Genomic DNA, 14,804 nt, shown 5'->3' on the forward strand with positions numbered 1-14,804 from the left:
CTATTGGGGTGACCCAAATGATCCACTAAGTTTGAATCTCTACACGTATTGCCATAATGAGCCTATCATGTACTTTGACCCAACAGGACATTCAAGGGAGTACAAGTTACAACTTAGAAGTGCAGCAAAACAACATAATGCAAGTCTCATTGATTGGGATGATGACAGCAAAATGGCAACTATAAGTATTGGTGATGTTAGCAAAAATTATTATGTAAGATCTGATGGAAAAGTTTATGCTTATGGAGGTAGTCAAGTTGGTGTGTTGGATGAAAATAACAGAATAATGGTTAATGAAAGTGAGTTTTATAGTGATTTTGCTATATCTCCCAATATAATAACAACAAGTCTTTCAAATCCGAATTTTTTAGAAATAGAGCATCAGAATAATATTTTTTACGGAGGTGCTCAAAGCTGGTTTGAGAGAGATAGTCAAAGATTTGGTGGATGTGGACCGGCTGCTGCTGCTAATGTTTTAGCTTATATGGCAGTAAATGATTCTGAATTAGCAGGTTTATATGATTATGACACAAATAACATTAATAGTGTAGATTTTGCAAGTTATATGGAAACTCTTTACAATTATGTTACTCCCTTTGAATTATATAAAGCAGAAGAGCGTGAAGACAGAAAGAAATTTATTCCACCATCATTTGGTATTGGTATTGGAGATTTTATTAAGGGAGTAGAAGAATTTGCAGAAGACAGAAACATCAATCTAAAAGCAAATTGGAGTGATGAAAAAGGTACATTTAATAATGTAGTAGCTTATATAAGAGAAGGATTAGAAAAAGATAGACCTGTTGCATTAATAAATGTATTTAATCCAGATCTTAAAGAAATAGAATACATAGACGCATACGGAGATAAAAGAACATCAGATTTTGATAGACATTGGGTAGTAATTACTTCAATGGCTGAAGACAAAAACACTGGAGATATTGAGATTACTGCTTCAACTTGGGGAGGCATAGTTACTCTTAGCTTAAACGATGTTTATGATGGAGCTCAAAGCAATTTTTTAAATAATTTTTCGAGACCTGGTGTTATATATTTTGAAGTAGAATAAGACTTTGGGGAGTAAAGAAAATTTTCAAAACTATTCTTTACTCCTCAAAATATAACTAATCTATCATATTAATAAAGATAAACGTTTTAAATAAATTACTGAGAAATTAAATTTGTATATTAAATAGTATTTATTTTCATTTAAAACTTATAAAAGGAGAGGTTGTATTTTATGAAAAAAAAGATAAAAATTATTCTTGCTGTAGCTATTATTGTAGCTATGCCATTTATAGTATTTGCATGTTATTATATTTGGCCACTTCTCGAAACACCATTTTATGACATAGAGGAATGGGACGATTTTAAAAAGACTACTTTAAATGAATATAGCCAAATAGAAAATGTTAGTATCGGCAGTTACAGAACATTTCTAAATTTAACTTATAGACTAAATGAAAAAGTAGATATAGACACAATCAATGAAATTTTTGAGTCAGGAAAAGAATATATAATGCAAGAAAATGTTTTTGAGACTATTAAAAATGCTCATATTAGAAATCATAATAATCATTTTGGTGAAATTTTGATTGAATTTCGTAACCCAGATAAAGAAATAATTTGCCAATTCGAAGGTCGTTTAGGAAGTGTCGGAACTCCAAATGAAGATAAAGTTTCTGAATGGAGTTTTCATTTAAGAAAAAAAGATTACTTTTTAGAGTAATGGTAGAATATAAACTTGGAGCATAGGTTTAAATCTTAAGATAAAAACCTTTAGTAATTCAGTAATAATTAAAACTTTCACAGAGTCATCTTCGAAAGACAACTATTTATATGACAAGGCTAGCAATAGAGAGGTTGGTAGGTGAATTATTATCTACCAACCTCTCTAGCTTTATTTAGAACGAATCAATTATATTTAAAACATATCGTGACATTAACATGTAGTCAGTTGAATCAATTTCACCATCACCATTTATATCTGCTACTGATTCATAAGGATAAGGTGTAGGCAAGTCATCCATTATGCCTAATAAATATCTTTTCATTATTGAAAGATCTGTTGAATCAACAATGCCATCATTATTTAAATCTCCCAATATAATTTCAGGAGGTTCTGTTGGTGTTGGTGTAGGAGTTGTAACTGGTGTTTCCCCATCAAAGTGTTGGGATAGTGAAACACCGTTTGAGCCTAAAGGTATATCCTGATCAAGTCCTATAAAATTACCGTCACTGTCCTGCCATAGAGCAGGTTTAACAAGAGCATATTTTTCCTCATCCCATGTTTTAAAGTCATGGTCAACCATTCCACCAGTATCTCCAGAATTAGCATTATAACACCAAAATGTGTGGTGAATACGATTGTCTATCATGTAATCACGAAGAGCTTTCATCCACTGTTCATTAGGGCCATCGTCCATAAATCCACCCCATTCTCCAACTAAAAGTGGAGAGATTTCCTCTTCGTGTATATAAGCCCAATTATCCTTCCAGAGATCATTGTATAGAGTTTCTTGATTAAAGCCGTCGTAAAACCATGGCTGTTCATGTACTAAAGGACCGTAGTCATGAGGTGAATATACAAGCTGAGCTTGCCCCTCTCCTAAATCTATAGGATAGTCTCTAACACCTCTTAAATTTCCGCCCCACCATGTGAAATGATATTTACTGGGTTCTCCAGGCACATCTCTTGCAGTGTAGTCATAACCTTCTTTAGGATAAACATAATTGCCTTCTACAACAATAAGTAAATTAGGGTTAATTGCAAGGATTTTCTTACCAGCAGTTTCGGCAGCATGTTTCCAGTTGTTTTCATCGGTAGAACCATCCCATTTAGCAAAAAGTTCGTCTTCATTTGGGTTACCATGAGGTTCGTTTGCAAGGTCAATTGCAATTAAAGTGTCATCATTTTTAAATCTCTCAGTAAGCCATTCTAAAGTTTCGAAATAAATTTCAGTTGTATATTCTTCATTGTACCATAATGGATAAAAATGTCCCATTGCATGTGTATGTGGACTATGTATATCTACCATTACCTTCATACCCATTTCACGGCATAATTCAAATGCATAATCAAATATTTCCAAGCTATTCATACCTGCTAATTCAGGATTTACAAAGTCGTTTACGTTTGCTTCAGGGTATATTCCATTTTGCCATTCATGCAGAAGTTGAGTTGATATAGGTAATCTTAAAAGGTTGAACCCACGGTCAGCCATTCCTTGAAGAGCTTCTTCCATGTTTACACTCCATACACCATCAAAAACCCCTGTTCCTGTATTATAACCAAACCAGTTGATTCCTGTAAGCCAAACTACGTTACCATTTTGATCCACTATATTATTGCCCTGTGTGGTAAACCAATTTCCATCACTAGACGCATTTGCTTCTGTTTTATTTTTTTCAGGGAAAAAATAAACTGTAAGCATTGAAATTATAGTTATCATAACTATAAATTTTAAAAAAGTAATTTTTTTAGTATTTTTCATATACTCTCCTCCAATTAAATAAATAAAAAATCAAAAGGCAAAACTTTAAAATTTTTTTGCTCTATATTATATATGTTCGTTTTATTAAAAAAATTTTGAGGGGTTATGTACTCATATTGTATGACTTTACGAATACAAAGTAAGGGAGTAAACTTGTTTAGCTAAAGCTAAACATCGAGGTTTCAGGTGGAGTCTTAGAATAAATAAATAGAAGAGACGTACCGAGTTCGATACGTCTTGCTGAAAAGTATTATCTTATTTTTTAAATAAAAAATGCTCCAGCTCCAAACATTGGGAATATTAGCAGTAACAATACTATAAGGATTATTATGAAGAAAAATCCTCCTCCTCCAAATCCTACTCCTGCACCTGCATATCTTGAATCATCCATTTAAAGCACTCCTTTCGTTGAGATATAACCCATAAGTATTTTCATGTAATATCATATTATTTATAATACATATAAATTGTTACTGTTAAATTTGATATTATTTCATATAATTAAAAGAATGCTTAGAAAGTCAAATAATTTATATAAGTTAGGAGAAGGATAATGAAATCACTTACATACATAGGGCTATTATCTAAATATAAAATTGGAGGTGCTCATCCAGGAGGATTACCCCTTACAAAAGAGCTGCTTAAAAGCCTTTATATAAATAAAAATACAAATTTATTAGATGTAGGTTGTGGCACAGGCCAAACAGCTGCACATATATCCAAAACTTACAAATGTAAAGTGACTGCAATTGATATTGATAACAAAATGTTAGAGATAGCAGATGAAAGATTTAGAAAGGAAAATCTTGGGATAAAATTATTAAGAGAAGATGCATCAAATATGAAATTTTTATCTAATACTTTTGACATTGTATTATCTGAATCTGTTACGGTTTTTACAGATATAAAAAAATCAATAAAAGAGTATTTTCGTGTAATAAAAGAGGGAGGAACTTTAGTTGCAATAGAAATAACTGCTCAGTCAAATTTAAGTGAAAATGACTTAAAAAAAATTAAATCAGTCTATGGAATAGAAAATATTCCTGATTTACAAGAATGGACGGATATATTTTTAGAAGCTGGGTTTAAAGATGTAAAGAGTTACAAAATAAAATCAAGACCTACATGCAGATTAAGATCCTTTAAAATGTTGAGAGATTTTTCTCCACATTTAAATTTTATAAGATGCTTTTATAAAAAGGTAGGGTACAGAATTTATATTTGCAAGTGAACTCGTTTAGCTAAAGCTAAACATCGAGGCTTCAGGTGGAGTCTTAGAATAAGATAAATTTAAATTTTTAGATTAATAATTTAGAGTATTGTTTGCTCATCCAAAGCAAAATATTTTTTGCCTTGGATGAGCAATTTTATATTAAGAAGCAAAAAGCTGATTAAGTATTGGAATGAAGAGAAAGACTTAATATCGAAAGGGCTGGATGTGCCGAAATCTTATTATAAAGTTAAAAAATATGTTGAAGCTTCTAGAATGAGCGTGCTTTATGTATAAAATAATGCTATTAAATAATAATTTACTACTATATACTCTACTTGGATTATTTTGATATAATTTAAAGTAAGGGGAGTTATATTTAGTTTGATATACTATTTTAAAATTAAAAGTTTTTTAAAAAGGAGATGGTTTATGAATTAGTATATTGGCTTTATTATAACACATTTTGTTACATCTTTTCTGTAACACCGTGAGCATCCACGTATTTTTTGTCATTAAAGTTTTTTAAAGTAAAAAGATTAGATATTAATAGGGAGGGAGTGTATTTATGAAAAAAAGATTTTTTTATTTGCTAGCAACTCTAGTGTTTGTGATTTCTGCTATGTTACCAAGTTTTCTAATTACAACTCCAGTCAAGGCTAATGTTGAGCTGGAGTTGCCAGACAGAGTTACTTTTGAGGCGACTATAAGAGATTTTCATCATACTCATCCGGATTTTGAAAACAATGCTTATAGGGACTTTGACCGTGGTGCAACTTTAGGTCTTGTGGCAGAAGAATTAGATGAAGAAATGAAGCCTGTTTTTGCAGGAGTGGAAGGGCAAGTAATTACAAATGCAGAGACATTTAGCCAGTGGTATAGGGATGTTGAGGGTGTTAATATTCCAATTAAACGTGAAATTGAGTTAGGGCTAAGGTTTAGAGAAGAAGATGGTTAACCTTATTATGAATTTACCGATGATCAGTTTTTCCCAATTGATGACGATGAACTTTTGGAAGGGGAGGAAACCTTTGGACATTTTGAGCATGACGATGGGCTTGTAGAGGTTACTAGAAGAGTAGGTAGCAATGAATTTGAAACAGTACGTGAACATAGAAATTTCCACTTTACTACAGAAATACAAAGTGAATTTATGTATAAAGGTGGAGAAACTTTTACGTTTGTGGGAGATGATGATGTATGGGTATTTATTGATGGTAAGTTAGTAATTGACATAGGGGGAGTTCATGGAGAAATTGAAGAAGAGATAAATTTAGATGATTTAGATATTGGTTTAGAGGAAGGTGAAATATATACCTTTAATTTTTTTCATGCAGAAAGACATACAATTGCCTCTAATTTTACAATGCAGACCACTATTGATTTTTATACCGAACAGGATCATGATATGAATCTTCGTGTAAGAAATGAAGATGGGAGTTATAGTAACGAGGCAAGTGGAAAGGTAGGAGATATAGTAGAGCTTCAATATGTTTTTCCAGAGCAGGAAATTGATTTGCCAGACAGAGAAGATTTAACAATAAGTGGAATTAGCTTCAGCTTTGAAACTAATTTGCCATTAGGATTAGAAGTAATTGATTCAGGTGTATTAAGAAAATCAGATAAAGTTAATGAGGAAGGTAATATAGTTGGTACTAAATTAGAAGAACCTATCTCAGATGAGGACTTTGGATTGGAATATAAATTTGATTCATCTACAGGGAAGTATCTGATTGAGCAATATACAATAACAGTAAAAGCGAGACTAGTTAAACCAGGGGAATATAAAGTTAATCCTGATGATACAATAACTAGTTATTCATTAAATTATACTTCTGGAACAATTGTGGGTCTGCATACTGGTGATTTTTATGTAGATAACAATGTGACAATAAATGTTGAATTTGGAGTAAGAATAGATGGTCCAGGTTCCATTTGTCTTGGGCAATTTGCAACTTATACTGCAATAACTGAGCCAGAAGATGTAACTAATCCGAGTTTTACTTGGTATGTAGATGAAGATGTTCTAGAGATTATTGAAGAAGATGGAGAGACAATTATAGTAAAAGGTATTGACGTAGGAGAAAGTGAAATAAGTGTAAATGTTGAGCTCGGTGGATTTGAACAGGAGGCTGATAAAACAGTAGAAGTTACTTGGGAAATAGACATTCAGTAAATTACGTTAATTTCCATAAAACAACAAACATCCATTTTGATTTACTAGAGGGGTGCATGAGTTTTTACGGTTCTTGTTTAAAAAGAAGAGCATCATTGTATTTGAAGGTGATCGGTGATTTTTGTAAAAGAGGTGTTTTTTAAATGAAAAAAAGTAATAGCATGTTAGTAATAATAATTTCAGTTTTATGTGCTTCAGTTTTAATGACTAATGCAGTATCTAATGGTATAACAGCTTTAAGAGCTACTTTTGACATTTATGTTAACGATGTACAGTACAAAGGTGAAAATCCTCCGCTAGTAATTGATGGAAGAACTTATCTTCCACTTAGAGCACTAGGAGATGTATTGGGAATAGATGTTAATTGGAATGAAGAGTTAAGAAGAGTTGAAGTTGAGAGGCCAGATGAGGAGGAAGTAATACAAGAGGATGAAATAGTACAAGAAGACGAAGTGATTCCAAGTGCATCTGTAGGATATGATATTATACCAGAAGTTAGAGATGTTAAATTTAGCCAATATGATACCATAGATCTAAGTCTTGGTGATGTGTCAGCTACTAAGGGGAGTACTGTTGAGATTCCTGTTTCCTTGGCATATTTACCTAAAGGAGGTATATTCAGAGTTGATTTTGAACTGTTGTATGACAGAGATATTTTAGAAATAGAAAGTGTCAGAGCTGGAAAATTGCTATCAGAAGATGGTTCAGGGTTTAGTTACAATGGAAGAAATGGAATAGTGAAGATATCATTTGATTCATTTTCTGCAAGAAGGCAACCCATTGATTCTGATGGAGAGTTTGCAGTGATTACTGCAAAGATTAAAGAAAATGCACCTGAAGGTAAGACTGCAATTCGCTTAAGTCATGGTGAATATTTTGAAGATCAGTATTTTGATGCACTATCAGTATGGTATATACCTGGAATTATAACAGTTAAATAGTGATTAACTTAAATAAAATTCTAACACAAAAAAGCTTGCTTTAAAGCAAGCTTTTTTGTGTTAGAATTATTATATACTGGGTATATTTAATATGAAATAATAAAGGAGGTAGTGTAAAATGATTAGTGATAATATGGTTAAATTACTAAATGATCAAATTCAAAAAGAGTTTTATTCTTCGTACTTGTATTTATCAATGACGGCATATTTTAAATCTATTAATTTAGATGGTTTTGCCAACTTTTACTTTATCCAAGCTCAGGAAGAGAAGGATCATGCATTAAAAATATTTGATTACGTCAATCAAGTGGGAGGCAAAGTATCTCTTTCTAAAATTGATTCACCTAAAGTTGATTTTGAGTCAATAGAAGAGGTTTTGAAGCTTACTTTAGAGCATGAACAATTTGTTACTAAGTCCATTCATAATATTGTGGATGTTGCATTAAGTGAAAAAGATCATTCAACATATTCATTTTTACAGTGGTTTGTAAATGAGCAAGTTGAGGAAGAAGATACAGCAGATGGAAATCTTAAAAAATTCAAGATTGTAGGTAATGACGGAAAAGGAATTCTTATGATTGATGCAGAAATGGCTAAGAGAGTATATACTCCATTAGCTGAAAATACAGGGCAATAATAATAAAATATTTAAAAATAAAGGAGAGAATGATTATGGCTGAGTATAATGTTATGGCAGTTGTTATAAACCACAGGTCTAATAAAGCACCTAAGGTTCAGGAGGTATTTACTAAACATGGTTGTAATATTAAAATGAGAGTTGGACTTCATGAAACAGAAAATGTTTGTTCAGAAGAAGGGCTGGTTTTGTTACAGGTAACAGGTAATGAAGAAGAAATTAAGTCATTGGAAAATCAGCTTAATGATATAGAGGGTGTAAGAGCTAAAACCCTTAGCATTTAATCTTAAAAAAAAGAAATGGTTTTTGCTTTAAATATTAAAAAAGCAAAAACCATTTCTTTTTTTTGTGAAAAATTAAAATAATCATATCTTTAACAATTAACTAAATTTTTCTGTGAATTAAGGATTAACTAAAAATTAATAAAATCCGATATATTAATTGATGAAAAAAAGATAAAAAACATTAAAAATAATAAAGGTTGGTGAATTTAATGGGATTTAAGAACATGAAAGTTGGTACAAAGTTAATTGCCATTATGCTTATAATAAGTTTGATACCTTTAATTGGAGTAGGTACTTTTGCATTTTTACAGTCTAGAGATTCTATACAGAATTCTGTTTATCAGCTTCAGGAGGTATATTTAGATCAAAAGACGGAAGAAATAGATACTTGGATTGAGGATTTAGTTGCAAATACAGAAATAGCAGCATCTACTAGATCTACATATCAATCAATGAATATTTTAAGAGATGTAGAAGGTGACATAGAATCGACAGAGTGGCAGGAAAGAGTTGAAATGATGGATAGTGGTTTTAATATATTAGTTGAAGAATATGATATTCCTCTATTAAATATAATTGATACTGAGGGAAGGATAGTTTATTCTTCAGATGATGGAGTAGTTGGGGCAAGTCTTTGGGATAGAGATTATTTTCAAGAGGCACTTCAAGGGAATTTAAGTTATTCAGAGTTCTTTTATTCAGATATTATTAATGAAGATTGTATGGCTATATCTGTTCCAGTGTACTCTGAAGGAACTTCAGGTGATATTGTAGGTGTTTTTAGTGTTGTTGCAGAAGAGAGTGCAATTTCAGCTATAGTGACGGATGGGTTAGAAGTTGCTGGGCGGTCTGCTGATGCATATATAGTTGATGAAAATGGTCTTCTGATTTCAGCTCCAAGGTTTGGACATGGAGAGCCTTTTAGAGACAGGGTTGATAATCATGCTGTAAGCGAACTTTCTACTAATATAGGTTCAGGTAGTAGTTTTAGAGAAGCTTCAGAGTATACAAATAGTTCAGGCGAAGATGTTTTAGGAAACTATCAAGTGTTTCATATAGGTGGAATGCCCTTTGGTATGGTTTTTGAACTTGATTCACAAGAGGCCTTTGAAGAAGTAACAAGACTTTTGTATGTGATTATTGGAATATGTGCTTTGGCTGGATTTATAGTAGTTTTTGTTGGGATTTTGTTTAGTAAGAGCTTTAAAAAACCAATTGGAGAGCTTGTAGAAGTGTCTAAAGAAATTGCAAATAAAAATCTTGATGTAGATGTAGAAATAAGAACTAAAGATGAGATAGGAGAGTTAGGAGAAGCCTTTTCAAAAATGGCGTATAATGTTAATGAAGTTATGACAAATATAGATTCTGCATCAGAAGAGGTGGCTGCAGGAGCCAAACAATTGTCTGATTCTAGTCAGGCTCTTTCTCAGGGAGCTACTGAGCAGGCAAGTTCAATAGAAGAGGTTTCTTCATCTATGGAAGAATTAGAATCACAGACAGAAAAGAACACAGATAATGCAAACAGGGCAAATGAACTTTCAGATAAAGTTAAAGAAGGAGCAGAAGAGGGAAATGCTAAGATGCAAGATATGTTAAAATCTATGGATGAAATAAATGATTCTTCTTCAAATATATCTAAAATAATAAAAGTAATTGATGAAATTGCATTTCAGACTAATATTTTAGCTCTTAATGCTGCAGTAGAAGCTGCAAGGGCAGGTCAGTATGGAAAAGGCTTTGCAGTTGTGGCAGAAGAGGTAAGAAATTTAGCAGCACGAAGTGCAAATGCGGCTAAAGAGACAACAGAATTGATAGAAGGATCAATTAGTAAAGTTGAAAATGGAACAAAATATGCAAATGAAACAGCAGAAGCATTAGATAAAATTGTGAAAGGAGTTGCAGAAACAGGAGAATTGCTAGAAGCAATAGCTTCTGCATCTAATGAACAAAAATCAGGAATGAATCAGGTTAGTCAGGCAATTGACCAGATATCCCAAGTGGTTCAAACTAATTCTGCTACTTCCCAGGAAGCTGCAGCAGCCAGTGAAGAGCTTTCAAGTCAGGCAGAGGTTTTAAAAAGGATGGTAAGTGAATTTAGATTAAAAAATAGAAAAAATGAAACCAATATTGACAAAATAGATTCTGACATTCTTAAACTCCTTAAAGAAGCGGATACAAAAAAACTAATAGATAGGCAAAAAAATACAAATGATGATGAACAGATAAAAAGCAAAGAAGTTTCAAAAAAAGATTTTAATAATGATTCAGATAGTTCAAGTATTTTATTAAATGAGAATGAGTTTGGAAAGTATTAAAAAGTTGTTTACAGCGTATAGTGAGTGAATAAAATAAGAAATCTATATACTTTTGAACTTTTCATTTTAGCGGTGCATATATGTTCTCTCCACACAATAATATTATTATAAGAAATTAATATTGTGTGGGAGAATATTTTTTATGAAGCTTTATGTTTTTAAAATTAACAGCATATTAAAAAGTATCTTTTTAATTATTGCTATAATTGTATTAGTGGTAGTCTTTTTTTATTCAAGACAAGAGGTCTTAACAGTTTTTCAAACAAAAAGGGATTTGCCTATATATTCGGTGGACTGTCCGGATAAAAAAATTGCTATTACTTTTGATTGTGCATGGGGAAGTGATGATATCCCCGATATTTTAAAAATATTAGAAAGTCATGATGTAAGAGCTACTTTTTTTATTGTGGGCACATGGGCAGAAAAATTTCCTGAGGCTGTAAGAATGATTTTTGAAGCAGGTCATGATGTTGCAAATCACTCATATTCACATATCAAAATGGGGAATATAGATAAAAGCAGAGTAAAAGATGAAATTTTAAAATGTGATACGGTTTTAGAAAAAATAACAGGTAAAGAAGTTAATTTATTTAGAGCACCTTATGGTGAATATAATAATAATGTGGTAAGAGCAGCAAGAGAATTGAATTATTATACAATTCAATGGGATGTAGATAGTCTAGATTGGAAACCTGGTATTACTCCTGAAAAAATACATGAGAGAATAAATAATAATATAAAAAATGGATCAATTTTATTATTTCATAATGATACAGCACACACTGTAGCCACAATTTCAGATATAATTGTTAATTTAAAAAACAATGGGTATATTTTTGTACCAGTTTCAGAATTAATAATTAAAGACAGCTACTATATTGATAACACAGGGAAACAAAGAAAAAACAAGAGTGACAATTTATAATTAAGAACTTTGCACATAAAAAACAAAAAAAAGCAAAATATAAAACTGAGTTTAAAAAAGTAAATATAGTTTAAAGGTTACTATTATTAGAATTTTAAATGCAATATGAAATGAGGTATATTAATTGCTTATAGCAGCTATAATTGGTCAAAATAACAAAGAAAAGACAGCTAATTTGATTAATCAAATTTTATCAAATTCAAGAAAAAGAGTAAGTATTGTTGATTCTAAAAACTTATCAAGTTTTGATACAAGAAGAGTTAGAAGCTATTTTAATGAACTTGAAAAAAACAATATTGATATTGTTATTTTAAAGGTTGACTTTAAGGATGCTTTAAAAGAAATTTTCTATAATTTGAAATTTGATATTATTATTTTTACAGATAAAGCCGATGAAATTGATGAAGACAAAATTGAGAGTTATAGAAAAATGATGAAAAAAACATTTTCATCATTAAATGAAAAAGGTGTTGCCATTGTTAATTCTGACGATAATAATCTCAACAGTTTTTTAACTGGAATAAAGCATTATATAGTTACGTATGGCTTTAACTTAAAGGCAAGTATAACAACATCAAGTATAGGTGATTTTATGGAAAAAGACAATATTATGTGTTGTTTGCAAAGATCAATACACACAAAAAATGGCAAGATAGTTGAGCCGCAGGAATTTAAAATAAAAGCTGACTTAAATGGTTTGGATACATATAATGTTTTAGCAGCGGCTACTTTCGCTTTAATTAATGGTGTAGATATAAACTTGATGAATAATTGAATTTAAAACAAATTTAATGCATTTTTAGTTGAAATACAAAAATAATTGTATTTGCAAGATGAAAAAAATGTACTATAATAAAGATTGGAAATGCTTTATTGATGAAAGTATAAATAATATTTAAAACTTAATATACAAAAGTAATTCTAAAAAGAACTTTTCTTGAATAACATGACATTAGATATATTTTTAAAATGTCTAAGGAATGTCTTAGAAATAATTTCGTATTCTCAAGGACAAAATCCAGATGATTTAACGGTCTTTGGACGATTAGGATCGGATGTTATTTCTTAGTCATTACTAAAGAAGTGTAACAAGCCTAAGAGAGGAGTGGGGGGCAAATGGTCGGAAACATCATTGAGAACAACATGGTGACCATTTCCGGTAAGATATCATCAGAAGCAAAATTTAGCCATGAGGTTTACGGTGAGGGATTTTATTCTTTTATACTGGAAGTGCCAAGATTAAGTGATAGTTGTGATAAAATATGTATAACCATATCAGAGCGATTGAGTACGAAGGAAGATTTGGAAATTGGAAGATATGTTGAGATTGAGGGCCAATTTCGTTCTTATAACAATTATAACAGTAATGATGGAAGTAAGCTTATTTTAACTGTTTTTGCCCGAGAGATTGATTTTTTAGAAGATAAGGAAAAGATAAAAAATCCTAATCAGATTTACCTTGATGGATTTATTTGTAAGAGTCCTATCTACCGTACAACTCCTTTTGGTAGAGAGATTACAGATATGTTATTGGCAGTAAATAGACCTTACAACAAATCAGATTACATACCATGCATAGCGTGGGGAAGAAATGCTCGCTTTTCATCTAATTTAGAAGTGGGTCAGAATATAAGGATATGGGGAAGAATTCAAAGCAGAGAATACCAGAAGAAGCTTGAAACAGGTGAGTCTATAACAAAAACAGCCTATGAGGTGTCTGTTTCAAAAATGGAAATATGCAAAAACGATAAGGAAGATACATAATTAACATGAAAAAAGCTACAAAAGAAAAGTTTTACATATCAAGGATGTTTTTTTATGATTAAAAAAGGTGATATATTTATATTTGGAGTTATTTTAGTAATAATAATAATTTCATCTATGGGAATTTATTATTATAAATCTGATAAAGGTGATTTTGATAAAGTTGCAGTTATAAAACAAGGTGATATAGAGGTTGAAAGAATTTTTATTGATGATTTAGATGAATTAAAAGAGCTTGAATTATTTAAAGAATATAATGTTACTATACATGCGGAGAATGGACGTATTAAATTTTATAAATCTGATTGTCCAAATCAGGTATGTGTTAATAGTGGGTGGATTTCAAAAAAAGGTGAAATGGCAGTTTGTCTTCCATACCAAATTATCATTAAAATAGAAGGGGCAGATAGTGGAGTTGATATAGTAACACACTAGAATTTGTAGAATTAAAAACCATTTATTTTTAGAAGGGGTATATGTGAATAAAACAAAAAAATTGGTTTTGATATCGCTTTTGATATCACAAGCTTTGATTTTATCAATAATTGAATCATGGATACCTGTTCCTGTACCAGTTCCAGGGGTGAAACTTGGGCTTGCAAATATTATTACTGTTGTTGTAATAATATTTTTTAGTTTTAAAGAAGCACTGACTGTTGTTATGATTAGAACTATGATTATTTCAATTTTGGGTGGAGGTGGACTGATAGTTTTTTTATTTAGTAGTGTAGGTGGAATTTTAAGTGCAATTGTTATGGCAGGTTTATATAAAGTAAAAGGTGATATTTTTAGCATTATAGGTATTAGTATAGCAGGTGCGGCAGCACACAACATTGGACAGGTACTGGTTGCAACATTTTTAATGAGGGATATAGCTGTGATTACCATTTTGCCATTAATTCTTGTTTTTGGCAGTGTGATGGGGGTTTTGATTGGAATTGTCAGCAGTTTTTTGGAAAGGAAACTTAGAAAAGCAAAGATATTTGATACTTAGGACAGCAACAGCTATTATTATTGTTGTCATATATAAAAACTTGACAAAAAATATCCTTGAAAAC

17 protein-coding genes are annotated in these 14,804 nt (G+C 31.1%); 15 read left to right on the top strand and 2 right to left on the bottom strand.

Features of this window, described 5'->3' with window-relative positions:
* Positions 1 to 1,069: RHS repeat-associated core domain-containing protein (locus RBH29_RS11920; RefSeq protein WP_306697079.1), on the top strand; the 1,069-nt coding region annotated here is incomplete at its 5' end.
* A gap of 171 nt (positions 1,070 to 1,240) precedes the next feature.
* A complete protein-coding gene (locus RBH29_RS11925; protein ID WP_306697080.1) occupies positions 1,241 to 1,729 on the top strand; it encodes a hypothetical protein in 489 nt (162 codons plus the stop codon).
* Positions 1,730 to 1,904: 175 nt separating this feature from the next.
* Here RBH29_RS11925 and RBH29_RS11930 read toward each other — a convergent pair whose 3' ends face one another.
* Positions 1,905 to 3,494, bottom strand: coding sequence for a cellulase family glycosylhydrolase (locus RBH29_RS11930; protein ID WP_306697082.1), 1,590 nt, complete (start codon positions 3,492 to 3,494; stop codon positions 1,905 to 1,907).
* A 262-nt stretch (positions 3,495 to 3,756) separates the two neighbouring features.
* Positions 3,757 to 3,885, bottom strand: a complete 129-nt coding sequence (locus RBH29_RS11935; protein WP_306697084.1) for a hypothetical protein — start codon at positions 3,883 to 3,885, stop codon at positions 3,757 to 3,759.
* Between the two features lie 162 nt (positions 3,886 to 4,047).
* Between RBH29_RS11935 and RBH29_RS11940 the strand changes: the two genes are divergently transcribed.
* From RBH29_RS11940 to RBH29_RS12000, 13 genes are all read left to right on the top strand, one after another.
* The gene (locus RBH29_RS11940; RefSeq protein ID WP_306697086.1) at positions 4,048 to 4,725 is read left to right on the top strand and encodes a class I SAM-dependent methyltransferase; all 678 of its coding nucleotides are present in this window, start codon (positions 4,048 to 4,050) and stop codon (positions 4,723 to 4,725) included.
* A gap of 126 nt (positions 4,726 to 4,851) precedes the next feature.
* Positions 4,852 to 5,001 carry a hypothetical protein gene (locus RBH29_RS11945; protein ID WP_306697088.1) on the top strand — a complete coding sequence of 50 codons (150 nt, stop codon included), beginning with the start codon at positions 4,852 to 4,854 and terminating at the stop codon, positions 4,999 to 5,001.
* Between the two features lie 271 nt (positions 5,002 to 5,272).
* Positions 5,273 to 5,662: a hypothetical protein gene (locus RBH29_RS11950; RefSeq protein WP_306697089.1), complete on the top strand. Its 390-nt coding sequence runs from the start codon at positions 5,273 to 5,275 to the stop codon at positions 5,660 to 5,662.
* Between the two features lie 54 nt (positions 5,663 to 5,716).
* Positions 5,717 to 6,880, top strand: a complete 1,164-nt coding sequence (locus RBH29_RS11955; RefSeq protein ID WP_306697091.1) for a fibro-slime domain-containing protein — start codon at positions 5,717 to 5,719, stop codon at positions 6,878 to 6,880.
* A gap of 143 nt (positions 6,881 to 7,023) precedes the next feature.
* The gene (locus RBH29_RS11960) at positions 7,024 to 7,821 is read left to right on the top strand and encodes a cohesin domain-containing protein (RefSeq protein WP_306697093.1); all 798 of its coding nucleotides are present in this window, start codon (positions 7,024 to 7,026) and stop codon (positions 7,819 to 7,821) included.
* Positions 7,822 to 7,939: 118 nt separating this feature from the next.
* Complete coding sequence (locus RBH29_RS11965) at positions 7,940 to 8,458, top strand: ferritin (protein WP_306697094.1); 519 nt, start codon at positions 7,940 to 7,942, stop codon at positions 8,456 to 8,458.
* A 35-nt stretch (positions 8,459 to 8,493) separates the two neighbouring features.
* The gene (locus RBH29_RS11970) at positions 8,494 to 8,742 is read left to right on the top strand and encodes a hypothetical protein (RefSeq protein ID WP_306697095.1); all 249 of its coding nucleotides are present in this window, start codon (positions 8,494 to 8,496) and stop codon (positions 8,740 to 8,742) included.
* Between the two features lie 209 nt (positions 8,743 to 8,951).
* Positions 8,952 to 11,057 carry a methyl-accepting chemotaxis protein gene (locus RBH29_RS11975; RefSeq protein WP_306697096.1) on the top strand — a complete coding sequence of 702 codons (2,106 nt, stop codon included), beginning with the start codon at positions 8,952 to 8,954 and terminating at the stop codon, positions 11,055 to 11,057.
* A 142-nt stretch (positions 11,058 to 11,199) separates the two neighbouring features.
* Positions 11,200 to 11,982, top strand: a complete 783-nt coding sequence (locus RBH29_RS11980; protein ID WP_306697098.1) for a polysaccharide deacetylase family protein — start codon at positions 11,200 to 11,202, stop codon at positions 11,980 to 11,982.
* Positions 11,983 to 12,106: 124 nt separating this feature from the next.
* Positions 12,107 to 12,757 carry a Mur ligase family protein gene (locus tag RBH29_RS11985; protein WP_306697100.1) on the top strand — a complete coding sequence of 217 codons (651 nt, stop codon included), beginning with the start codon at positions 12,107 to 12,109 and terminating at the stop codon, positions 12,755 to 12,757.
* A gap of 341 nt (positions 12,758 to 13,098) precedes the next feature.
* A complete protein-coding gene (locus RBH29_RS11990; protein ID WP_306697101.1) occupies positions 13,099 to 13,746 on the top strand; it encodes a single-stranded DNA-binding protein in 648 nt (215 codons plus the stop codon).
* Between the two features lie 54 nt (positions 13,747 to 13,800).
* Positions 13,801 to 14,181 (top strand): NusG domain II-containing protein, encoded by a 381-nt coding sequence (locus tag RBH29_RS11995; RefSeq protein WP_306697102.1) that lies wholly within the window; start codon positions 13,801 to 13,803, stop codon positions 14,179 to 14,181.
* A gap of 43 nt (positions 14,182 to 14,224) precedes the next feature.
* Entirely contained in the window at positions 14,225 to 14,740 is a 516-nt protein-coding gene (locus RBH29_RS12000) for a Gx transporter family protein (protein WP_306697103.1), read from the top strand.
* Positions 14,741 to 14,804: the final 64 nt, after the last annotated feature.

Origin of the sequence: Herbivorax alkaliphila (assembly GCF_030848475.1) — a bacterium.
Taxonomy (GTDB): Bacteria; Bacillota; Clostridia; order Acetivibrionales; family Acetivibrionaceae; genus Herbivorax.

Bases quoted from the DNA above. Each gene is read 5' to 3' on its own strand.
- RBH29_RS11965 (WP_306697094.1), top strand. From the start codon at position 7,940: ATGATTAGTGATAATATGGTTAAATTACTAAATGATCAAATTCAAAAA.
- RBH29_RS11990 (WP_306697101.1), top strand. From the start codon at position 13,099: ATGGTCGGAAACATCATTGAGAACAACATGGTGACCATTTCCGGTAAG.
- RBH29_RS11940 (WP_306697086.1), top strand. From the start codon at position 4,048: ATGAAATCACTTACATACATAGGGCTATTATCTAAATATAAAATTGGA.
- RBH29_RS11980 (WP_306697098.1), top strand. From the start codon at position 11,200: ATGAAGCTTTATGTTTTTAAAATTAACAGCATATTAAAAAGTATCTTT.
- RBH29_RS11935 (WP_306697084.1), bottom strand. From the start codon at position 3,885: ATGGATGATTCAAGATATGCAGGTGCAGGAGTAGGATTTGGAGGAGGA.
- RBH29_RS11925 (WP_306697080.1), top strand. From the start codon at position 1,241: ATGAAAAAAAAGATAAAAATTATTCTTGCTGTAGCTATTATTGTAGCT.
- RBH29_RS11930 (WP_306697082.1), bottom strand. From the start codon at position 3,494: ATGAAAAATACTAAAAAAATTACTTTTTTAAAATTTATAGTTATGATA.
- RBH29_RS11995 (WP_306697102.1), top strand. From the start codon at position 13,801: ATGATTAAAAAAGGTGATATATTTATATTTGGAGTTATTTTAGTAATA.
- RBH29_RS11945 (WP_306697088.1), top strand. From the start codon at position 4,852: ATGAGCAATTTTATATTAAGAAGCAAAAAGCTGATTAAGTATTGGAAT.
- RBH29_RS11970 (WP_306697095.1), top strand. From the start codon at position 8,494: ATGGCTGAGTATAATGTTATGGCAGTTGTTATAAACCACAGGTCTAAT.
- RBH29_RS11960 (WP_306697093.1), top strand. From the start codon at position 7,024: ATGAAAAAAAGTAATAGCATGTTAGTAATAATAATTTCAGTTTTATGT.
- RBH29_RS11975 (WP_306697096.1), top strand. From the start codon at position 8,952: ATGGGATTTAAGAACATGAAAGTTGGTACAAAGTTAATTGCCATTATG.
- RBH29_RS11950 (WP_306697089.1), top strand. From the start codon at position 5,273: ATGAAAAAAAGATTTTTTTATTTGCTAGCAACTCTAGTGTTTGTGATT.